The 21,167-nt window shown below is 50.8% G+C and carries 20 protein-coding genes; 12 read left to right on the top strand and 8 right to left on the bottom strand.

What is annotated here, in order from left to right; all coding sequences use genetic code 11:
* Positions 1 to 124: 124 nt before the first annotated feature.
* From I8J30_RS28765 to I8J30_RS28755, 3 genes are all read right to left on the bottom strand, one after another.
* The gene (locus I8J30_RS28765) at positions 125 to 1,207 is read right to left on the bottom strand and encodes a sensor domain-containing diguanylate cyclase (RefSeq protein WP_210663931.1); all 1,083 of its coding nucleotides are present in this window, start codon (positions 1,205 to 1,207) and stop codon (positions 125 to 127) included.
* A gap of 183 nt (positions 1,208 to 1,390) precedes the next feature.
* Positions 1,391 to 2,152: an SDR family oxidoreductase gene (locus tag I8J30_RS28760; protein ID WP_210663930.1), complete on the bottom strand. Its 762-nt coding sequence runs from the start codon at positions 2,150 to 2,152 to the stop codon at positions 1,391 to 1,393.
* 18 nt (positions 2,153 to 2,170) lie between these two features.
* The gene (locus I8J30_RS28755) at positions 2,171 to 2,533 is read right to left on the bottom strand and encodes a MerR family transcriptional regulator (RefSeq protein ID WP_210663929.1); all 363 of its coding nucleotides are present in this window, start codon (positions 2,531 to 2,533) and stop codon (positions 2,171 to 2,173) included.
* A 262-nt stretch (positions 2,534 to 2,795) separates the two neighbouring features.
* On the opposite strand from I8J30_RS28755, the gene I8J30_RS28750 reads away from it, so the two are divergent.
* From I8J30_RS28750 to I8J30_RS28695, 12 genes are all read left to right on the top strand, one after another.
* Positions 2,796 to 3,716 (top strand): ABC transporter permease, encoded by a 921-nt coding sequence (locus I8J30_RS28750; RefSeq protein WP_210663928.1) that lies wholly within the window; start codon positions 2,796 to 2,798, stop codon positions 3,714 to 3,716.
* Positions 3,717 to 3,719: 3 nt separating this feature from the next.
* On the top strand, positions 3,720 to 4,604 hold the full coding sequence (locus tag I8J30_RS28745; RefSeq protein WP_420831259.1) for a carbohydrate ABC transporter permease: 885 nt from the start codon (positions 3,720 to 3,722) through the stop codon (positions 4,602 to 4,604).
* A 94-nt stretch (positions 4,605 to 4,698) separates the two neighbouring features.
* A complete protein-coding gene (locus I8J30_RS28740) occupies positions 4,699 to 6,249 on the top strand; it encodes an extracellular solute-binding protein (RefSeq protein WP_210663927.1) in 1,551 nt (516 codons plus the stop codon).
* A 67-nt stretch (positions 6,250 to 6,316) separates the two neighbouring features.
* On the top strand, positions 6,317 to 7,570 hold the full coding sequence (locus I8J30_RS28735; RefSeq protein ID WP_210663926.1) for an FAD-dependent oxidoreductase: 1,254 nt from the start codon (positions 6,317 to 6,319) through the stop codon (positions 7,568 to 7,570).
* A 69-nt stretch (positions 7,571 to 7,639) separates the two neighbouring features.
* A complete protein-coding gene (locus I8J30_RS28730) occupies positions 7,640 to 9,280 on the top strand; it encodes a response regulator (RefSeq protein ID WP_210663925.1) in 1,641 nt (546 codons plus the stop codon).
* Positions 9,273 to 11,096: a sensor histidine kinase gene (locus I8J30_RS28725; RefSeq protein WP_210663924.1), complete on the top strand. Its 1,824-nt coding sequence runs from the start codon at positions 9,273 to 9,275 to the stop codon at positions 11,094 to 11,096. The genes I8J30_RS28730 and I8J30_RS28725 overlap by 8 nt, the downstream gene beginning before the upstream one ends.
* Positions 11,097 to 11,262: 166 nt before the next feature.
* Entirely contained in the window at positions 11,263 to 11,781 is a 519-nt protein-coding gene (locus I8J30_RS28720; protein ID WP_210663923.1) for a VanZ family protein, read from the top strand.
* Positions 11,782 to 11,818: 37 nt separating this feature from the next.
* Positions 11,819 to 13,150: an aminoglycoside phosphotransferase family protein gene (locus I8J30_RS28715; protein ID WP_210663922.1), complete on the top strand. Its 1,332-nt coding sequence runs from the start codon at positions 11,819 to 11,821 to the stop codon at positions 13,148 to 13,150.
* A gap of 634 nt (positions 13,151 to 13,784) precedes the next feature.
* Positions 13,785 to 14,261, top strand: a complete 477-nt coding sequence (locus tag I8J30_RS28710; RefSeq protein WP_210663921.1) for a phage tail protein — start codon at positions 13,785 to 13,787, stop codon at positions 14,259 to 14,261.
* Between the two features lie 222 nt (positions 14,262 to 14,483).
* On the top strand, positions 14,484 to 15,794 hold the full coding sequence (locus tag I8J30_RS28705) for an ankyrin repeat domain-containing protein (RefSeq protein ID WP_210663920.1): 1,311 nt from the start codon (positions 14,484 to 14,486) through the stop codon (positions 15,792 to 15,794).
* A gap of 118 nt (positions 15,795 to 15,912) precedes the next feature.
* Positions 15,913 to 16,383 (top strand): phage tail protein, encoded by a 471-nt coding sequence (locus I8J30_RS28700; RefSeq protein WP_210663938.1) that lies wholly within the window; start codon positions 15,913 to 15,915, stop codon positions 16,381 to 16,383.
* 59 nt (positions 16,384 to 16,442) lie between these two features.
* Positions 16,443 to 16,799: a VOC family protein gene (locus I8J30_RS28695; RefSeq protein WP_210663919.1), complete on the top strand. Its 357-nt coding sequence runs from the start codon at positions 16,443 to 16,445 to the stop codon at positions 16,797 to 16,799.
* Positions 16,800 to 16,901: 102 nt separating this feature from the next.
* Here the strand turns inward: I8J30_RS28695 and I8J30_RS28690 are convergent, their stop codons facing one another.
* The 5 genes from I8J30_RS28690 to I8J30_RS28670 all read right to left on the bottom strand — a co-directional run bounded on the left by I8J30_RS28690 (position 16,902) and on the right by I8J30_RS28670 (position 20,992).
* On the bottom strand, positions 16,902 to 17,531 hold the full coding sequence (locus I8J30_RS28690; protein ID WP_210663918.1) for a YfbR-like 5'-deoxynucleotidase: 630 nt from the start codon (positions 17,529 to 17,531) through the stop codon (positions 16,902 to 16,904).
* Positions 17,532 to 17,707: 176 nt separating this feature from the next.
* A complete protein-coding gene (locus I8J30_RS28685; RefSeq protein ID WP_210663917.1) occupies positions 17,708 to 18,478 on the bottom strand; it encodes a TIM barrel protein in 771 nt (256 codons plus the stop codon).
* 54 nt (positions 18,479 to 18,532) lie between these two features.
* The gene (locus tag I8J30_RS28680; RefSeq protein ID WP_210663916.1) at positions 18,533 to 19,372 is read right to left on the bottom strand and encodes an AraC family transcriptional regulator; all 840 of its coding nucleotides are present in this window, start codon (positions 19,370 to 19,372) and stop codon (positions 18,533 to 18,535) included.
* Positions 19,373 to 19,396: 24 nt separating this feature from the next.
* A complete protein-coding gene (locus I8J30_RS28675) occupies positions 19,397 to 20,461 on the bottom strand; it encodes a zinc-binding dehydrogenase (RefSeq protein WP_210663915.1) in 1,065 nt (354 codons plus the stop codon).
* 177 nt (positions 20,462 to 20,638) lie between these two features.
* The gene (locus I8J30_RS28670) at positions 20,639 to 20,992 is read right to left on the bottom strand and encodes a DoxX family protein (RefSeq protein ID WP_210663914.1); all 354 of its coding nucleotides are present in this window, start codon (positions 20,990 to 20,992) and stop codon (positions 20,639 to 20,641) included.
* Positions 20,993 to 21,167 lie beyond the last annotated feature (175 nt).

Genomic DNA, 21,167 nt, shown 5'->3' with positions numbered 1-21,167 from the left:
GAAAACGATAGGGGGTGCTTTTCGTTATGGCAAAAAGGAACAAGCTGACTCCGGTACAGTACCGAAGCCAGCTTGCAAGGCAGAGTTATTATAGCGCTCACCGCGGGTTAATCGTAGGCGCGCTTTACAAGACGAGCTCCCCGTTAACCGCGATCCGGTTCGTGCCGCTCGACTTGGCGAGATACATCGCTTGGTCCGCGGCACGTATGAGATCGAGCTCCGTCTTGCCCGGTTCCCATACCGTACAGCCGACGCTGGTGGTCATCGGAAGATGAAGCCCCTTAATCGACATTGGCGATTCCAGTTGCTCGATCAACCGCTTGGCTACCTGCATCAAACCGTCGTTCTGCAGCCATGCCGCCACCACGAACTCATCGCCCCCTACGCGCGCGACCAGATCGGAATCGCGAGTCGCATTCTTGATGCGGTTCGCGAATTCGACAAGCACGAGATCGCCGACTTCATGTCCGTGCGTATCGTTGCATTGCTTGAATTGATTCAAATCGAGGTAGAACACCCCGAATAAGCCTTCTTCTCGATTGGCGCGATTCATCCAGCCTTGGATTCGAACGCTAAAGCCTCTGCGATTCAGTAATCCCGTCAGAATGTCGCACTCCGTCAGTTGAATAAGCTCGCGCTCCAGTTTTTCGCGTCTTTCAATTTCAGCTCTTAATTGAATCAATAATTGTTCGTAATCGTTTAGGATCCGTACTTTATCGTCGTAGTTGATTTGCTTGCCCAGCTCTGACCCCAGTGCAAGCGATAACAGCTGCAACGTTTCGATATCGCGGCCGGAGAAAGCGTTAGGACGGCCGGAGATGACTTTCAATACGCCGACAGCGTTGCTGGTTTCGAACAGAGGAACGCAGACCATGCTCCTCGCGCCGACTCTCATAGTCGCTTCTTTGTTGACGCGATCGTCCTGCTGCGTATCCGGCGAATACAAGATGTTCTCCTCTGTCACGCACAAGCCCGACAAACTGCCGTTCTTATGGAGTCGGATGCCAAGATGAGGCTGCAAAGTGCCGCTGACGGCGGCATAAACCATTTCATCGCCCGCCAGCATCTCGATCGTAGAACCGTCGGCATCGGTTAATAGGCACATCCGATCGCAGATCGTCTGCATAAACAGCTTTAAATCAAAGTTAGATAACAGCATTTGCTGCTGGACTTCCATGATGACTTTCAGGCGACGGTTCTCCATCATCGACCCTATTCCCCTCCATGCGTGCATTGTAATCTGTCGGACATTATTAGATAACATGCTAGCACGTTTAAATAGGTTTGTCAGCCCGGCTGCGAGAGTGGTCTGATCCGTTTCCATAAATAAACTTCCGCTGTTCAAAAGGCCATCCCCGCGGGGGGATGGCCTTCAAAACATACCGTTTCGTTATTCAATCGTGTTTCTCAATGCCTGATACATGTTCGCTGTATGTTCGTCGACTTCATCTCGCGACATGCGTAAGCGATTCACGGAAGTGCCATATCCGATTTCAGATTTACCTTCGACCAACCCCTCAAAAATGCCATCCGCGAAGGCATCCAGCGGCTCTCCATGCGTATGCAATCCTGCGCCGCCTAAATCGGTATTCACCGCTGGGGGAGCGACTTCAATGACTGCTACGGACGTGTCAGCGAGCTGATGCCTTAAGCTCATCGTAAACGAATGAAGTGCGGCCTTCGTAGCTGAATAAATGGGCGCAATCGCAAGAGGCGTAAAAGCTAATCCGGATGTCACGTTAATGATTGCCGCGTCTTCTTTGGCCGCAAAATACGGAGCGAACAGCATCGAAAGATGAAAAGGCGCTTCCATATTCGTCGTGATTTCTTGATTGAAATAGCGCCAGTTATTTTTAACGTCCGCTTTTAACACATGAAAGCGTTGTTGGATCCCCGCATTGTTAACTAACACATTTACTTCCGGATAGTTTGCGGTCACCCAATCAAACAATGCGGCGCGTTCCGATTCCACATCCAAATCACTTACTCGAGTGATTAGGCCGGGATATCTTTCTTGGGCATTCTGAAGCACATGTTCACGTCGTCCGGTCACAATGACTGTGCTTCCGGCTTTCATGAAGCGTCCTGCAAAAGCTAACCCGATTCCGGTGCTTCCGCCTGTAATGAGTATGGTGTTTCCGGAAAGTTTCATGCCGGTTCCTCTTTTCCATTAATTATTACGGTTGGTATAACGTGCAATCTTTACGTCAATTCCGATTAGCGATTCCGTCATCAACGAAATTTCAGCAAGTACGGCTTGCTTGTGTTTGGTCATCATTTCAAGTCGGAGCGGAATGGTGGTTTCTCCTTCTATAATCCAATCCATATATTGCTTAATGCCGCTGATCGGCATATGCGTGTTCTTTAAACAAATAACGGTCTCGAGAAGCGCCATTTGGTCTTCCGAGAATAACCTTCTGCCAGCTTCATCACGTTCAATCAACGGGAGAAGTCCTTTTTTCTCATAATAGCGTATCGTTGATTCCGGAATATTTAATTTCGCGGAAGCTTCGCTGATTGAACGGTACTTCATTTGGAGACCTCCATGAATCTATTGCTGTCGACAGGATTAGGATACGACTTAAACCATGGTTTAAGTCAACTTAGAATATTTTGCCTGTCTGGGGATCAGCAATTTAACATAGGCACGCGAATTAGAGGACCTTAACGGAGGTTCTCTTTTTTATGGCATGCAAGGCGGAAGACTATAGGAAAGCACCAGAAATCGATGGATTAGCTTCTACAGCGATTTCGAGTTGTTCCGTACAATAAAGACACACAGAAGGAAGAAGGTGATGGATTTGGGCAAGGCGGGACGCCAATGGAAAGTCATCCGAAGCAACTTGGATATGTATGCTTTGGTGCTGCCGGGGCTGGCCTTTTTGCTGGTATTCAAATACACGCCGATGTATGGCATTCTGATCGCATTTCAGGATTTCAACATTTTCAGCGGTATTGGCGGCAGCGAATGGGTGGGGCTGAATCAGTTTGAGAAGCTGATTCGCTCGGAAGAGTTTTATCAGGTTTTGACCAATACGCTATTGATCAGTTTATACAAAATCGTCATCTTGTTTCCCATTCCGATCGTCCTCGCGCTGCTTCTAAACGAAGTACGCCGCATGTTCTTCAAGCGCGCCATTCAGACGATTATTTACTTGCCTCACTTTCTATCGTGGGTCATTATCTCGGGTTTGTTCATTAATATCCTTTCGCCTACGAGCGGAATCGTTAACGGGCTCATCAAGTGGCTGGGCGGAGAGCCGATCTCCTTCCTTTCCGACAATGACTTTTTCCGCAGCATCCTCGTATTCACGGCAGGCTGGAAGGAAATCGGATGGAATGCGATCATCTTCATCGCCGCAATCGCAAGCATCGAGCAAGAGCAGTACGAGGCAGCCGCCATTGACGGTGCGGGCCGGATTCGGCAAATGATCTCGGTATCGCTGCCGGGCATGCTGCCGACGATCGTCCTCATGTTCATTCTGCGCATCGGCAGCCTGCTGGAGGCGGGGACCGAACAAATATTGACAATGTACAATCCGCTCGTATACGAAACCGGTGACGTCATTGGAACATTCGTGTACCGCATGGGCCTCGGACAACAGGATTACAGCTTCAGTACGGCAGTCGGATTGTTCAACTCCGTGGTGGGCTTCCTCTTAATCGTCACCGGGAACATGCTCAGCAGAAAGTTTCTTAAACGAAGTATTTGGTAGGAGGTGAGCCGCTTGCGTCACAAAAAAGCCGGCGATTATGTGCTCGATATCGCAATTTATATCATCTTAACTTTTATGGGTCTGATCACCTTGCTTCCCTTCGCCAACGTTCTGTCCAAGTCGGTGAGCGAAGAGTGGGCAATCGTCGCGGGGAAGGTCGGCGTATTCCCGCGAGGTTTTCAGCTGGATACGATGCGGTTCGTCGTTACCTCGGACCAATTCATCCATTCCTTTCTGATCTCCGCGTTCGTTACCGTCGTCGGGACGCTCGCCTCTATTCTGTTCACGGCCATGACGGCTTATCCGCTCTCGAAGAGAGAGCTTCCGGGTATGGGCGTTCTGATCGTCCTGTTCATCTTTACGATGATGTTCAGCGGGGGCATTATTCCAAATTACTTGCTCTTACGCGAATTGGGCATGCTCAACCATCTTAGCTCGCTCATCTTGCCTGCTTTGATCAGCGTGTTCAATCTGCTCGTGGTTAAAAGCTATTTCGAAAGCTTACCGCCAAGCCTGGAGGAGTCGGCCAAGCTCGATGGGGCCAAAAACATCGGCATTCTTTTCCGCATCCTTCTGCCGCTGAGCGGTCCGGTACTGGCGACAGTCGGGTTGTTCTACGCCGTCTATTATTGGAACGACTACTTTAACCCGATGCTGTACATCAACAGCACATCCTTAAAGCCGCTTCAGCTGTATTTGCAGGATATCGTGATGAACGCCGACACGTCTACGGCATTGAGCATGAGTGCCGACGACATGATGAACGTGCCGGCAGAGGGCATCCGGGCGGCAACCGTAATCGCCTCGACGATTCCGATTTTGCTCGTGTATCCGTTCCTGCAGAGGTACTTTATTAAAGGCGTGCTGATCGGTTCCGTTAAAGGATAGGTTGGCGAAGCGAGGCAATTCAACGTTGCATTAACTTTTTCAGGTGCACCTGATGTTAATGATATAATTACATTATTCTTAGGAGGGTCATGCATTGAGGAAACTACCGAAATTGCTTACGCTTGCCGCTATGACCGTGATGCTTGCCGGATCGTTGGCAGCATGCGGATCGAAAGAAAACGGGAACAACGCTTCCCAAGAATCAAAGGGCAATACAACGTCCTCAGAAAGCAACGCGGCTCCGGAAGCGGAAAAGCCGACCTTGAAACGACTGAACGTCTTTCAAGCGGAAGATTATGCGACCTATCCCGTAGCCAAATTTCTGGAAGAGAAAACGGGCTATAAAGTCCAGTACGACGTCCTTCCGCAAGACAAAACAGCCGAAAAACTCAACTTGATTTTCGCTTCAGGTGAACCGTACGACTTTATTACGTTCTACAATGATTTGGCGCTCTACTCCGACTATGCTCAAAAAGGAGCATTGACGGATTTGACCCCGCTGATTGACCAATATGGACCGAACATCAAGAACGCGGTTTCTCAGCAATCGATGGACGCGCTCAAAATCGACGGCAAGCTGTACGCAATACCGGCTCCGGTTACGCATGAGGTCGGCTTTAGCATCCTGATTCGTACCGACTGGCTGGAGAAGGTTGGTCTGTCCATGCCGACGACGACCGATGAACTGGTGACTGTTTTGAAAGCGTTTAAAGAGAAGGATCCGGGCGGCAATGGCGATCAAAACGTTCCGCTGACGATCAAAGGCGATCAAGCTATGCTGGAGAACATTGTAGGCGCTTTCGGCATGCCGAATCCGTGGAACGACGTGAACGGCCAATTGACTCCGCGTGTGCTTGATCCGAACTATCCGGACTATGTGAACTACGTGGCCGATTTGTACAAACAAGGTTTGCTGGACAAAGAGTTTATCATCAACAAAGACGCTACCGCTAAAGAGAAGTTCGCGAGCGGCAAAGCCGGCGCAATCATCGTTCACTGGGCGGATATCCCCGGTCTGAACGATGCGCTGACCAAAGTCGTGCCGGATGCGAAATTCGCGTACGTAGGTGCTCTGAAAGGTCCGAAAGGGCAAGCAGGCTTCGGCGCAATGTCGGGCTTTGACCGCCTGACCTTTATTCCGAAATCCGCGGAACATCCGGTAGAAGCCATTAAATACATCAACGAATTGCTGGAGCCGGCAACATTCAAGGAGCTGGCAATCGGACAAGAAGGCAAGCACTACAAGTTGGAGAACAACGCTTATATTCCGATTTTGCCGATTTTCTCCGATGAGCGCAACCAAGCGAACAACTACATGGCCGGCGTAGACGAGGCGAACTATCCGCAATACTGGCAAGCGCGCGTTCGCAAAAACCCGATTATGTTCGAAGGATTCGACTTCTTGAACAACAAGCAGCCCGCGGAAGTGAAAGTTCGCAACACGCTCGGATGGGCTCCGTATTTGCCGGAGCATGCGAAGAACAATATGCGCCTGGAAGTAATGGTCGGCGAATATACGGTGAAACTGTTTGCCGGCGCCGAGTCGCTAAACGATTTGGCGAAATTCCAAGAGAAGTATAAAGCTTCCGGGGAAGAAGTCAGCGCGAAAGAAATTAACGACTGGTATGCGACTGCAAAAAAATAATCATATACGGAGGCGGCGGTCAGGTTCATGGAACCTGCCGCTTCCTTCCATTGGAGGAGAAGCCCTTATGAATCTTAATTCCTATACGTTCGAACGTCAAATCGACACTTACGCGTACGCGGATGTCGTTGTTATCGGAGGAGGGCCGGCAGGAACAGCGGCTGCGATCGGCGCGGCGCGTTCCGGCAAAAAAGTCGCTCTGCTCGAAAAATCGGCGCAGCTCGGAGGCATGGGCACGCTCGGCAATGTAAGCATCTTCATGCCAATCGGCAACGTAACCGGCATCTATCGGGAAATGATCGCGGAAATGCTGGCTGAATACTTGCCGGAGGGGCATGACGAGTCAATTGCGCCTCAATACTCTCCGTTCCTGCTTCGGCACTATTTGAACGAGAAAATGAAAAAGGAAAACGTTCACGTGTACTTCCATTCCGAATTCGTCGGTACGATCCGCGAAGGTAATAAGATCAAAGCCGTTATTATGTCTACTCGCGAAGGCTTGAAGGCTTTCGAAGGAGAACGGTTTATCGATTGCACCGGCGATGCCCGCGTCGCCATCGATGCCGGCGTGCCGTTTACGACGGGGCGGGAAGAGGACGGCTTAACGCAGCCGATGACCCTGATGTTCCAGATGACGAATACGGGCAGTCCCGTCACCCCTTTCTTGCCGGAAGGATGCTACGAGTACAAGGAAGTGTCTGATCTTCCGCAAGGACGCAGGTTATACTGGGAGCAGAACAACAACGGTACGCTGCTCGTCAACATGTCCCGCGTCAAAGCAAACGGCGCGAAGATTGAAGAAGTGAACTACGCGGAGACCGAAGCGCTGAAGCAGGTATTTTCCATCGCGTATTATTTGCAAAAGACAGGGTATGGCAACTATTCGCTTTCTCATATCGCATCGCAGACCGGCGTTCGCGAAACGAACCAAATCGAAGCGCTCTACCGGCTGACCGAGCAGGATTTGGTGACCGGTGCACGCTTCCCGGACGTGGTCGCGCAAACGAACTACGAGATCGACATTCATAGCCCGGATGCGGCCAAAACGACAGACGAGCGTAAAATCGACGGGTACGATATCCCTTACCGCTGTATGGTTCCGGAGGCGATCGATAACCTCCTCGTGGCGGGACGGTCCATTTCCGCGACGCACGTAGCCATGTCCTCGATGCGCGTGCAGGCAACGTGTTACGCGCTGGGGCAAGCAGCGGGCGCGGCTGCAGCCATCTCGATGGATCGCGAGACCGCGATGAGAGACGTTCCGATGAACGAGCTGCATGAACAATTGAAGAAGCAAGGCGTCAAGTTTTTCGTTAAATAAGAAGGCAGCGGAAATGGGATATTCGCCAGATTCGACAACGAGAGCAAGCCGGGGAGGACGACATAGAACATGTATAAATTATTAATCGTGGATGACGAGCCGACGGTTAGAACCGGCTTACGTACCTATTTCAATTGGTCCTCCTACGGTATCGAGGTGATCGGCGAAGCGGATGACGGAGATGTGGCGCTTGCGTTTGTCGAGAAAGAGCTGCCGGATTTGATCTTGTCCGATGTCCGGATGCCGAACATGGACGGGATTACGATGGCGCAGCAAATTTCAGCGAGGTATCCCGATGTTCAGATTATATTCGTAAGCGGTCACGACGACGCCGAATATTTGAAATCCGCCATGAAGGTCAGCGCGGTCGACTACATCTTCAAGCCCGTGAACCTGCAAGAGCTGACGGAGGTCATCAAGAAGGTCATCCTAGATCTGGATGCCAAACGGTATGAGCAGCGCCGCAAAGAGGAAATGCGGATTAAGCTGCAGGAAGGCATGCCGCTTCTGAGGGAGAAATTCCTGCTCGCTTTGATCGGCAATGTCACGCCGAAGCACAATCTTCAAGAACGCCTTGTTTTTCTGGGGTTGGATTTACCCGTCGACGCTTCCTATTGGGTGATGGCGATTTCCGTCGACGATCTGGGGGAAGTGACGGCCATGCGTTCCGAGGTGGATCGGCAGCTCTTATGGTATGCGGTGCTAAACATTTGCAGGGAACTGATAGACGTTCATATGTGCGGGTATGTTTTCGAGCATCGGAGCGGGGAATTCGTCGCCATCTTACGGGCGGAGTCAGAGGATGGCGGTTCACAAGATGCCGCGAACGCGCTGCTCATGCTTGCCGGCGACATTCGAGAAAATTTGGAGCGCTGGCTTAAGATAGGCGTTACGATCGGAATCGGCGATCGGGCGGATTCCTTGGCCGAGCTGGCTCACGGGTACAAACAGGCTCGGGAAGCGGTCGATCACAAATGGTATTTGGGGAAAAACCGAATCATTACGATGAACAGCCTTGAAAACCCCGAGTCGGAAGGCGGCGGGGGCATTGGGAAGTTCGATTCCGAGCATCAGGAGCAGCTGGCTTCAGCGCTGAAAGCAGCCGATCCGGATAAGGTTCGCGAGACCCTTGATCTGCTGTTCGCAGATTTGAACCGCAACCGGCCGGACGGGCTAAAATACGGACGCAACGTATGCTTGCAGATCGCCCTCGTGGTCGGGCAGCTATTAATGGAGCTGAATGTGCAGTCCACGGAGCTGGAGTCTGCGGAATCGGCATTGTGGGAAGCCTTGTTCGAGCAAGAAACGATAGGCGAGATGCGTCAATTGATCGAGATCCACCTCCTTTCGGCTTGCGATCGTATCCGCGAGAAGCGAATCGGCAAAGTAGCGAATTTGGCGGAGCGGGTTCGCACCATTATCGAGCAGAAATACGCCGACGGCAATTTGACCGTGGATGCTATAGGCAAAGAGGTTTATTTAACGTCGACCTATGTCAGTCTGCTGTTTAAACAGGAAACGGGACAAACAATCAATGAATATTTGACTCAGGTGCGCGTGGAACGAGCCAAGGAAATGCTTCGCGATCATCGTTATAAATTTTACGATATATGCTATGCAATCGGGTACACGGATCCGAGTTACTTTACGAAGCTGTTCAAAAAGGCGACCGGCGTAACGCCGAGCGTTTACCGGGAAAGCTATGTTTAAGGCGAGGGCAATCGGTCGTTTCGTTCGCCGCTTCTCGATCCCGAGGCAGTGGCTGTTGGCCTATTTATTCTTGATCGTGGTACCGGCGGGAGTCATCTTGTACGGGTTTTACGAGCGTTCGGCCGCGATTCTCAAAGATGAAGTCACTCGAACGATGCAGCAAGCGCTTAAGCAGGCGGGAAGCAATCTAGCGTACCGTTTGGAGCATATCGAGGATATCAGCAACTCCGTAATCATGAACGCCAATCTTCACGAGTACCTCTCGGTCGGCGAGAATGACCGGATGATCGGCATTCAATTTCAGGTTATCAAAGATTTGCGGAATATAGTCGAATCCGTGCAGTCCAACTCCGATGTGTTCCATGTACGGCTATTCGTCGATAAATCGAAGCTCTACGCGGGCGAACGAATTAATTTCTTCTCGCTGGAAAGCTTAAAGACGGGCTCGTGGTACGAGAAGATTATCACGGAAAACGGCGGAATCGTCTGGTCAGGCAGTTACGAGGAACGATATTTGGATGCCGGGAATGCCCGTATTTTCTCGGCTGCCCGGATGCTGAGGGATCCTAACCAATACGCGAAGGTGTCGGGCGTGCTGATGATTGACGTGAAGGAGCAAATGGTGACGGACATTTTATCGACGCTTCAATTCTCGCCGGGAACAAACGTCTACCTCGTGGATCCCTACGGAACCATCGCTTATCATCCGAACAAGGCGCTCGTCGGCTCGACAGTCAGCCCCGAAATGCAAGAGGCGCTCTCGAGCGGGAGCGAAGGAACGCTCTCGATCAAGTTGGATGAGGAAGTGAATGATGTCCTGTATGCGACCGTCAATCCGACCGGGTGGAAATTGGTCGCGCAGGGCACGGAGTCACAGCTTTCTCATCGCGCGGTGAAACTGACGCAAATGACGGGATTAACCACGCTCTTGGAATACATCGCGTTGTTTCTTCTGCTGCCGGTCGTACTGCTGGCGATCATCGTGCGGGGGATGAATCGCAGGGTCAAAAGCGTCATCACCACGATACGAAAAGAAGGCACGGATACCCCGGTGGATTTTCCTGCAGAGACAAGCGATTTCTTGTTGCTTGAACGGAGCGTTGAACATATGCTTTTGCGGGTGCGAACGCTGGTCGGTGAGAAATACTTGGCCCAAATCCATGAGCGCGAGGCACAGCTTCAAGCTCTGCAAGCCCAGATCAATCCGCATTTCTTGTACAATACGCTCGATACGATCAATTGGATCGCAATCGGCAAGGGAGCAACCGACATCAGCCAAATGATCGACGCCTTGGCGAAATACTTCCGGCTTAGCCTTAATAAGGGAAGAAGTATCGTCAGCGTAGAGGACGAGTTGTGTTTGGCTCAAGTCTATTTAGAAATCCAGCAGAGCCGTTTTCCCAATACGTTCGATTTCCGGGTTGATATGCAGCCCGGCCTCGAAGCTTATCAAATGCCGAAACTGATCTTGCAGCCGATTGTTGAAAACGCGCTGTTGCACGGAATCCGCAAAGCGAAAGGGAAGCACGGCACCATCGTCATCACCGTACGGGAGGACGGCGGGGAACTCCTCTTTATGGTTGCCGATAACGGAATCGGCATGGAGGAACAGAAGGCGCTGCAGCTTCTGTCGGTGGCGCCTTCCGGCGAAAAGTCCGACGGATCGGGCAGTTCCTACGGGCTTTACAACGTCAATGAGCGCATCAAGCTTTATTCGGGAGACGACAAGTATGGGTTAAGCATCTCCTCCAAGCTGGGCACCGGCACCGTCGTTACGATCCGGTTTAAGGCGGCGGAGCTTGCTAAAAGCGAATAATCAAGAGAAGCCCCTAGACTGCTTATTGGGTGTTTACAAAAAAAAGAAGCAACTCCTACTGTTCAGTGCAGAGGATTGCTTTTTTTTTGAAGTTGAACAGGAATGAACAGGAATACGTCGAAAGTTAGCGAATTTGATGAGGTCAGCAAGATATGGGGGATGAGAAATGGTGCACGAAAAGAAAAACAGGCTCACTTTAGCATTGTTTTGTATTTATTTGTTGGTTTTGGTTTGGAGTATTCTTTTCAAATTTCATGTTTCACTTTCGGATATACAAGCAGATAGAGCGATTAATCTCATTCCTTTTCAGGATTCCGTTTCCGTTAGCGGTCTGAGATCAATGGAGATTCTTGTAAATATTCTTGTTTTTATCCCTTTTGGCACATATATGGGTATACTCACATTCAATCGGCCTTTTTGGACAAAGGTGCTTCTGATCTTCGGCACTTCTTTGGTTCTTGAAATCGTACAGTATATTTGTTCGATTGGCAGAACAGATATTACAGACCTATTGAACAATACGCTTGGAGGCATGCTGGGCATCGTTATTTATAGGGCTCTGCATAAGATACTGAAAACAAGAGCTGCGAAAGTAGTTAATCTATTTTCGATGATGGCCATTATTCTTGTACCGTTATTTATCGCATTGTATTTAAGTATAACGGGGATAAGAATCCGATTATAAGCGTCTGAACTCGCGACACCAAAGGAGTCCGATCCATTTGAACAATGATACAGTAATCTATGGCATATTGCCGCATCCGACCCTTAAGGGAAAGGTGTTTGTACAAAAAGAAAATGACGAGTGGTGTCTCCCTGGTATGCAAGTGGAAGAACCAATCTCCTCGATTTTGGCAACACGAGAAATGTCGCGTATGCTCGGTCAGCCCGTGGTCGCGTATAGATACGTATCTATCTCAGAAAACCTGCAATCAGGTCGACAAGAAGGAATCTTCTTATTAGACAATCTTGGCAGCGACCAATTATCGCCAGCGGGAAGATGGGTATGCGGGGATGACTTGCCCAGTTTGAAATTCAACCGATTGGACCATCTAGAGGTCATGTACAATTATTGTTCCGAACCGGAGACTGGGGATCAACCCAAGTACCGCCGGCCATGGGAGAGCAGCGGGTGGTTTAAGCAAGCTACGGCTTGGACAAAAGAAGTTCTCGGCTCATTGGGCATCGAGATCGTTGCACAGCCGGAACCATTAAAATGGTGGAGTCTGTCGTGTGTCCTTCGGGTACCCACCTCACATGGGAATGTCTACTTCAAGGTAAACGCAGATCAACCGTTGTTTGTGGATGAAGCTAAGTTTCTCCAATTCATGAGTAAGCTTTACCAAGAACGCGTACCGGTCGTCCTTGCAGCCGAACCCCATCACGGATGGATGTTATCTAGTGACAGCGGAGTCAGCATAAGAAACAGCGTATCCATGGAACAGAAGATCGAGTTACTGCGAATATTCGCGGGGATCCAGCTAGATGCCATTCCCCACGTAGATGAGTTGCTTGAAATAGGTTGTGCCGACCGAAGACCGGATCGACATATTCCGCTAATTGCTCCGCTTCTGGATGATGATCTAATGACAGCCCAACTAACGCCGGAAGAAATTAGCGAGCTTCGAAAGCAAATGCCCAAAGTAGTGGAAATGAACAAGAAGCTCTCGGAGTATGCAGTGCCATCGACGCTGCTGCACGGCGACCTTAACTTGGGGAATGTCACAAACTCAAACGCCAGGCTGAGTTTCATTGATTGGACGGACGCATCCGTAGGTCATCCCTTCATGGATATGTTCCTCATCTATGACGAAAGCGATTTAACGCTGCGGGCTCAACTGCGGGACGTCTATTTGGAAATGTGGAGCGACTTCGAGCCGATGCATCGTCTGCTGGAGCTGTGGTCGCTCTGCGAGGTCATGCATGCCATCCATCACGCAATAAGCTACCAGTCCATCCTGCATCACACTGAAGTTAGGTCCCGAGCCGAGCTGGACGACGGACCGCCGTTCTACCTTCGCAAAGCATTGCGATTTCTTCAAGAGCAAGAATAATTTACATTTCGTTTGACTTATAAATAGACGCTTCCTATACTTTTCTAGAGAGGAAGTGACCCGGTCTATGTACCAGCTCATCACAATTCGCCAGAGCGAACCCACCACAAAAAAGGCGAATAGCACAATAAACTTAATAACGTTTATGTAGAACGTTGTAGTGGATTCGCTTTTTCCTTGAGGTACCGCCTAGAGGCCGTTGCCGCGGGGCATTATACGTGGGAAGCATCTAACTTGAAGGTGGCAAATGGGTTGTTCCTCTCGCTTGGTATCCTAACTTGCATCGTGCTCGCCATTTGGTGGTTTTCAAGCGATAAGGCTGCTGCCGGGACATCGGAAGCAAGATAATAAAAGCGCGTTACAAATTCATTTTAGGTACCCCTTAGGGGGTGCCTTTTTTTGTTTCAAGCTTACTACATGGGAGCTCATACTCTTGACTAGACACCGTTTGGTGTCCTATAATAAAAATGACACTAAATGGTGTCCAATTAGAAAGTGAGTCATGCAGGCCTGTATAAAAACAGTGAGCCCGGTTAATAGCCTACTTCCGTTAACCTACGCTGCATTGAATATTGCTTCGTGGGCGCTGCGACCGAACAGCCGTAAACTTTAAATGAGAAGAGGAGAGATGGAGATGTCCAATCTTGTTGATTTCAAAAACGTGTCTACCGTCGGGTTAGAAACTTCACCGGTAGCGGGAGCGCTTGCCGGTCTGCGTGCAAATGAAGCCCGTTATTTTATGAACAAATACAAGCATGATTTTACGGTCGTACCGGCGAGCGAGAGCCAAGAAACGCTGGATTACGTTAACCGCGTATTGAAAGAGGAACGTAATATCGTGTTTACCGCGAAACCGCTGGAAACATCGTATTTTCAAGTGGAGAACATTAGGTGGGCCTTCGTCTTTTACGAGGATGGACTTGGCATTAACGTCCTGTACACGGTCGATGATCCCAAGAAGCGGGCCGTCGGTTTTAAGCTTTCGGAAGGGATGGAGGTCCCGGCAGAGCTGGGGAAATTCAAATTTGCCAGGCAGAAATCCAAGCTGGCCGGCACGATTCGGGGTTCGTTTTTTGTAATCAAAGGGGAATATGGACAGACAATGGCTTGAAATCATGGAAAGAAGGCAGGACCCGGGGAACGTCCCGTATCCTGCCTTCTATTGTTCTACTGCACCAGCATGAGCGCAATGTCACTGCCAGGGCGTTTGAGTTCGGTTTGAGGCTGATACTGCTCGGCATAGAGCAGGTGATACAGGAGCAGGAGAAGCAGGAAGCGAAATAGAAGATGATGAGTGAAAACAGGATCCAGAACAAGGAGGAACGATTCAACGATGACGGAATTGAACCATAACTCCAATAGGTCAGCGGGTGAGCCGGACAGTATGGCCATCTTGCAGTTCAAACAGGCGGTTGAGGGCAATAATTCGGAAACGGTAAGGCAGCTGCTGCACGACCATCCATCGCTTGTTAAGCGGATCGACGAACCATGGTTTTCCTTTGATGCACCTGCGATTGTAATCAGTGCCGGCAGGGGAAGACGTGAAATGGTGGACGCGCTGCTGGAGTACGGGGCCGATATCAATGTCAAAAGCAGCTGGTGGGCGGGAGGATTTGGCGTCCTGCATCACGATCATCACGACTTGTCCCGCTATCTTATTGAGCGGGGAGCTCATGTCGATCCACATGCGGCGGCTGCTCTGGGGATGCTCGACCACTTGAAGACGATGGTAGAGAAGGAGCCGGAAATTGTTAACCAACGCGGCCCGGATGGACAGGTTCCGCTGCATTTCGCGGTTTCATCGGAGGTTATGGATTTTCTGCTGAATCACGGGGCGGAAATCGATAAGCGGGATCTCGATCACGACGGGACACCGGCTCAATATGCGGTTAACAACCCGGACAAATGCAGACACTTAATCGAGCGCGGTGCCAAGGCGGATCTCTTCATGGCCTGTAAGCTGGGGGATGCCGAGCTTGTCCGCGAAATTTTGAACGACGATCCCCATGCGCTGCAAGCCCAGGTGGGGAAAGGCGATCTTACCGCCGCCGGAGGGCATATTTATGAGTACACGGTCGGCTCGGGCGCGAAGCCGCTTTTTCTTGCGGATCGTCTGGGTCTTGAGGCCATCACGGATTTGATGTTATCGTACTGTTCAGTCGAGCAGAAATTCCTGCTTGCCTGTATGCGGGCGGATACAGCAACGGTCCATGACATGGTAAGAGAACGTATCGACATCGTCCAAACGCTGAAGCCGGAAGATCAGAGCGTAATTGCGGATGCCGCATGGGATGGCAAAACAGATGCAGTACGTCTTATGCTGGAGGTCGGCTTTAACGTAGATGCGCGCCGCAATGAGCGTTCCATGACGGCTCTTCATGGTGCTGCGGTACAAGGAAACGATGAAGTTGTCCGACTGTTAATCGACCAAGGTGCATCTGTCGACATGCTTAATGAATTCGGCGGGACGCCACTGAATAGCTGTATCTGGGGATCGCTTCATATGCAAAATCCCGAAGGCGATTATGGCTTAGCTGCGGAGATCCTCATCGAAGCGGGGGTTAAGCTTCCCGACCAAGCCATGGGCAGCGAGAAGATGAAGGATGTTCTGATTCGGCACGGTGTGCCCGGTGAGAACGGTTGAAAAAGGAGACCGGCTGACTCTAGCATTATTTTTGGTATGCTATTGGGAGATAATAGAAGGGCAGCCTGGGAATAGGCGTGTTTGGCTGGATCATTAAATAAGAGAATGAGGGATGACAATGTCGTACATCGTTGATTTTAAAAATGTGTCTACCGTTGGTTTAGAGTCCTCACCGGTAGCAGAAGCGCTTGCAGGCTTGCGTGCGAACGAAGCCCGGTATTTTATGAACAAATACGAGCATGTGTTTACGACTGTCCCGGCTAGCGAAAGTCAGGAGAGCCTCGAATATGCGAACCGGATTTTGAAGGAAGAACGGGGTATCGAATTTGCTGCGAAACCTTTGGAAACGTCGCGCTTTCAAGTGGAAAACATTCAATTTACCTACGTATTCTACGAGGATGGCCTTTCGATCAATGTGATGTATACGGTCGATGATCCTAAGAAGCGGGCTGTCGGCTTTAAGCTTTCTGAAGGGATGGAAATTCCAAAGGAGCTGGAACCTAAGTTCAAGTTTGCCAGGCAGAAGTCTAAATTAGCCGGAACCATTCGGGGCTCGTTCTTCGTTATTAAAGGCGAATATGCCGTGTAGCAGCTTGTAGATACTAACGGAATAGAACCATGCAACGGAAGGAGAATGAAGGTATTCCTATGATCAATGCAGCCCATATTATTTTGTATAGCACGGACGCGGATGCAGACCGGGTTTTCATTCGAGACGTGCTCGGATTAGCAGGCGTTGATGCCGGCGGCGGGTGGCTCATATTTAAACTTCCCCCTGCTGAGATTGCCGTGCATCCAACAGATGGACCAAGCAAGCAGGAGTTCTACTTCATGTGCGAGGACATCGAGAAGACGCTAAATGAATTAACGGCTAAAGGCGTGGAGATCTCGGCGCCAATCAGCGATCAAGGTTGGGGCAAGCTGGCCTCCGTTAAGCTTCCGAGCGGGGCAGATCTTCCGATCTACCAGCCGCTGCATCCCGTAGCCTACGACCTGGAGAGCTGAGTTTACGCAACAATGAAGGCCATCCCATAAAGGGGTGGCCTTATAAATTCGCCGGATATAGGAACAGCTGAACAGGCGATGCTATCGGGAATGAGAACAGCATCAGGCAGCCAATGCTTCCTTCGTGATCTGCTCGATGTCGATTTGAGAGCGAGCTCCTTCACTTACGAGGTCCGGCAAAATGTGCTGCAGGAAGTAATCGACGCAGTGCAGCCGAATGCCTTTGATTTTAATGAGCGCATGCCGGTACATGACGACGAATTCTTGCTCGGAGTTTCCCTTCTGCAGCTCGGCGAACGCTTCGTAGATCTGATCCATTTTATCGGCCACTTCGAGGATTTGCCCTTCCACGGAATCATCTTTGCCTTCACGCAGCTGTCTGCGGAAGATTGGCTTAAACTCTTCGGGAATATGCTCATCGATGAAATGGGCCACCATGCCTTCTTCGACTTGCTGCAGCATGTAGCGCAGCTCCATGGAGTAATGCTTAACAGGCGTCTTGATATCGCCGATAAAAATTTCACCATAATCATGACTGCTGGTAATTTCATAGAGCTTCTTCCAATCGACGGCGACGCCATGGCTTTCTTCGATATCGGCCAGAGTTTTGGCATATTGGATGACTTTCCACGAATGCTCAGCAACGCTATGTTCTTGGAATTTGAATTTGCCGGGACAACGAATGATTCTTTCCAAGTCGGTCAATGATTGGAAATACGCGTGAATACCCATACGATCAGCTTCCTTTCTTGGATGAAGGTTTGGCTTGCTGCCATCGTAGGTCCAGTATAAAGGCGGATTGTTAGCGGATCGTTAATTCCGCATTGGCAATCGGTGGGCGGGGGTTCTTGAAGAAAGGCCAGGCAACCTAAAAAGGACGGAGCTTCATAAGCTCCGTCCTTTTTGTCTTACACTTCTACCCGCGACAAAATCTCATCCTTAAACCGTTGAATAGCAGCATCCGTATCGATCGTGTAGCCGCATTCCAGGCCGACGAATCCGGAGAAGCCGGTATCTTTGATAGCCTTCAGGATGTTCACGTAATTCAGCTCGCCCGTGCCCGGCTGCTTACGGCCGGGATTGTCCGCGATATGATAGTGGTTGATCCGCTCGAGATAGCCGGTTGCGTTGCGGATAACGTTGCCTTCGGTAATCTGCTGATGGTAGACGTCAAACACGAGCTTCACGCTCGGGCTGCCAACTTGGTCGACGACATCCACGGATTCATCCGAACGCTGCAGGAAATGGCCTTTATGATCGACGAGTCCATTAAGCGGCTCCAGCTCCAGCACGATGCCGGCCTCCTCAAGCATAGGCGCGCAGCGCTTCAGCGTCTCAACCATCGTCGCACGCTGAACCTCGCGAGGCATGCCGTCTATTTCGTTGCCCGTTTGTGAAATGATCGATTTAACATTCAATAACCGGCAGGCTTCGATGGTCTGCCTAACCCCTTCGATATAAGCGTCCCGCAGCGATTCGTCGACCAAGCTGATAAACTTCGTGCAAGTCGCGCTGATGCCGACGCCGATCCGCTCTTGCTCCGCGGCGAAAGAACGAAGGTCTTTCAAATCCCACCAAGCGTAATATTCGAGGCCGTGAAAGCCATGCTCCTTGATTTTCTCCAGATGGTAGACCGCGTCTTTGCCCGGATAAGCTCCGATACATAATGAATAGTTCATGTCTGCCTAATCCGCTCCCCTTGAACATTAATGATTCTCGACCTTACTTCTACTTCACTTCGAAACCCGCCATTTGCGATTGAGCACGCGAAACTGGGTGGGCGATATGCCGACATAAGACTTGAAAAGTCTCGTAAAGTTCTGTAATTCGCTATAGCCCAGCCGCTGCGAAATTTCCGTCACGGATAGATCGGATGTCTCCAGCAGCGTCTTCGCCTTCTGGATCCGCATTTCACGTTGAACCTGGAGCGGGGACTTGCCGAATAACTCCTTGAACCGGTTGCTTACGTATGTTGGATGCATATGCAGCTCATCGGCCATCTGCTGCAGCGTCATCGGCGCCTCGGGCGATTGTACGACTCGCGTCAGCATAGCAAGGAAACCATCCGATTTGGCGACGTCCCCCTTGGCATCTTGTTGACGGAGTGCGCTGTTGAGAATGATGTACAAGAGCTCGAGCGACTTTGCTCTCGTTAAGATGGAGCGCGGCAAGGAGGGAATTCGGGCATCCGCGGAGTCCATGAATGCCATGAACACATCCTCGAAGTACGCATGATCTTGCAGCTGAAACACGAACGGGATTCGAAACATCTTCATGACGTCCATAACGCCTTCGATCTCAAAAGTGAAATGCCACCATAGAAACTCGGTTTGATCGGCGGTGTCTTTATAATGATCATGCATCACGTTCGGGGGAATGAAGGCGACTGTCCCCGGTTCTAGCGCCATCACTTCGCCATCGATTCTGAGCTTGGCGCTGCCCGACTTCAAATAAGACATGACATAGAAGGGGAGCGTACGGTTCAGCGTCTTCATCTCTTTCCGGCTGTGCACGTCGAATTGTTCGATTTGCAGCTCGGCATGCCGTAAGAGATGGCTCAAGCTATCGCTCATACTGCTTCCCCCTTCGTGTTTGGATTAGAACGTGACACCAAGCTTGATGCTCTGCTCCGGACTCTGATCGACGTACTTCTCGTAGCCTGCGGCCGATTCCTCGAAAGGAATGACCGGGTAGATGATCGACTCGCAATTGATGCGGCTGCTCGAGAGGATCTCCCAGCAGACATCTTCGATTCTGCGCCAGCTCCACCGCGGGTAGTCTGGATTAGGTTCGCTGCAAGCCCGGGAGAAGATGATCTTGGCATTGTTGAAATGGGCTTCGCGTCCCAAGTCGAGCCCGCCCTTGAACGCTCTCGCCCAGCCGAGGAAAGCGATCGTGCCGCCGTAAGCAAGCCCTCTGAGCGCTTGCTGAAGCGCGAATTCGTTGGCACTCGTCTCCAAGACCACATCGACGCCGAGTTTGCCGGTCGCTTTCTTGAGCTCGAGGCCCACGTCATCCGTAAGGGGATCGAATGCCGCATCCGCGCCGTTCTTGAGCGCGACTTCGCGCCGCCCCGCGATCGGGTCAATAACGGCTACCCAGCTGGCGCCGGCGAGCTTCGCCAGCTGCGCGGCGAGTTGGCCGATCGCGCCAAGTCCGAATACCGCGACCCGGTCGCCCGCTCTGACATGGGCGTCGCGAATGCCGCCAAGCGCAAACTGGGCGGGATCGAAGCACACCGCATTTTGCCACGACATGCCCTCGGACAGCTTTTTCAAATAATAGTTGTTAACCGCGTTCACGATATGCGTCTCGCGAATGCCGCCATAGCAAGATACACGGTCGCCGACTTTATATTCCGTGACGTCGGAGCCTGCTTCTGTAATGACGCCTACCCAGATGTTACCGAGGTTCCACCTTCCGAACCCGCCGTCCGTTTCCATGTCTTTCGGATCTCTTGGCAAGAACAGATTCCAGCCTTCTTTATCATCGAAATAATCGGCCGTATGCGGGCTTTCTCCGCGGAAGCCCGCAAGATCGGTGCCATGCTTCGGCGAAGCGTGTTCGATGCGCACTTTCACTTCATGCGGCAGTACAGTACGGTCCTCGTAAGTCGTAATCGCCGCTTTGCGCGGGGCTGCCGCGATCAATTGTTTAGGCATGTGCCATCCTCCCAGTGTTTGGATAATAATCACTTATGTATAAGAACATGATCTAGGTTGTTATCGCTTACAGCTCCATTATATAGCATGTTCATCCATTCGCTGTTATCCAAAACCACTAGATACTTATCACTTTTACAGGTTTTCTGGAAAATAAAAAACTCCCCAATGAGGGAGCTAAAAACGACCGAATGCAACAAGCAGAGCCAGTGCGATGAAGACGGCATTTACGCCGATTTCCCGATATTCCTTCCGTCCGATATGGAACAGGGCACCGCAGAGGACGATCACGGCCAGCGCGGCGGCGGCAATCGGCGTCAATACGGGCGCGATGTCTGTGGCTTGAGGCAGTATAAGTCCGACTGCGCCTATTAATTCGGCGATCCCGATCAAGAATACGAATGATCGCGGGACATCTTTTACCCAGCCCCAAGCTGCTTTGGCTTGCTCATACTGAACGGCCTTCAACCAGCCGGAATAAACAAACCCCAATGCTGCAACACCTTGAATAATCCATAGAGCGATATTCATGATTGAGTTCATCCCCCTAATTCATAAGTCACTACTAGATAGGATAGCCCCTAGTGTCGCAGCTGAGGAAGTAGGCACTTTTAATAAACCTGGTTATTTAAAAGTTACCTTAAGCGGGTAATGGGGGGAAGCGGGATTGTCCGTATTTCATCCATTGGACATAGGGTTGCGGGGT

Source organism: Paenibacillus lignilyticus, from assembly GCF_017942085.1.
Lineage (GTDB): Bacteria > Bacillota > Bacilli > Paenibacillales > Paenibacillaceae > Paenibacillus_Z > Paenibacillus_Z lignilyticus.
Note: the sequence above shows the minus strand (reverse complement) of the source record. Positions and strands in the feature narration are given on the sequence as shown.

Coding starts and splice junctions, on each gene's coding strand:
- I8J30_RS28765 (WP_210663931.1), bottom strand. CDS start 1,207: ATGATGGAGAACCGTCGCCTGAAAGTCATCATGGAAGTCCAGCAGCAA.
- I8J30_RS28760 (WP_210663930.1), bottom strand. CDS start 2,152: ATGAAACTTTCCGGAAACACCATACTCATTACAGGCGGAAGCACCGGA.
- I8J30_RS28755 (WP_210663929.1), bottom strand. CDS start 2,533: ATGAAGTACCGTTCAATCAGCGAAGCTTCCGCGAAATTAAATATTCCG.
- I8J30_RS28750 (WP_210663928.1), top strand. CDS start 2,796: ATGGATTTGGGCAAGGCGGGACGCCAATGGAAAGTCATCCGAAGCAAC.
- I8J30_RS28735 (WP_210663926.1), top strand. CDS start 6,317: ATGAATCTTAATTCCTATACGTTCGAACGTCAAATCGACACTTACGCG.
- I8J30_RS28730 (WP_210663925.1), top strand. CDS start 7,640: ATGTATAAATTATTAATCGTGGATGACGAGCCGACGGTTAGAACCGGC.
- I8J30_RS28725 (WP_210663924.1), top strand. CDS start 9,273: ATGTTTAAGGCGAGGGCAATCGGTCGTTTCGTTCGCCGCTTCTCGATC.
- I8J30_RS28720 (WP_210663923.1), top strand. CDS start 11,263: ATGGTGCACGAAAAGAAAAACAGGCTCACTTTAGCATTGTTTTGTATT.
- I8J30_RS28710 (WP_210663921.1), top strand. CDS start 13,785: ATGTCCAATCTTGTTGATTTCAAAAACGTGTCTACCGTCGGGTTAGAA.
- I8J30_RS28705 (WP_210663920.1), top strand. CDS start 14,484: ATGACGGAATTGAACCATAACTCCAATAGGTCAGCGGGTGAGCCGGAC.
- I8J30_RS28700 (WP_210663938.1), top strand. CDS start 15,913: ATGTCGTACATCGTTGATTTTAAAAATGTGTCTACCGTTGGTTTAGAG.
- I8J30_RS28695 (WP_210663919.1), top strand. CDS start 16,443: ATGATCAATGCAGCCCATATTATTTTGTATAGCACGGACGCGGATGCA.
- I8J30_RS28690 (WP_210663918.1), bottom strand. CDS start 17,531: ATGGGTATTCACGCGTATTTCCAATCATTGACCGACTTGGAAAGAATC.
- I8J30_RS28685 (WP_210663917.1), bottom strand. CDS start 18,478: ATGAACTATTCATTATGTATCGGAGCTTATCCGGGCAAAGACGCGGTC.
- I8J30_RS28680 (WP_210663916.1), bottom strand. CDS start 19,372: ATGAGCGATAGCTTGAGCCATCTCTTACGGCATGCCGAGCTGCAAATC.
- I8J30_RS28675 (WP_210663915.1), bottom strand. CDS start 20,461: ATGCCTAAACAATTGATCGCGGCAGCCCCGCGCAAAGCGGCGATTACG.
- I8J30_RS28670 (WP_210663914.1), bottom strand. CDS start 20,992: ATGAATATCGCTCTATGGATTATTCAAGGTGTTGCAGCATTGGGGTTT.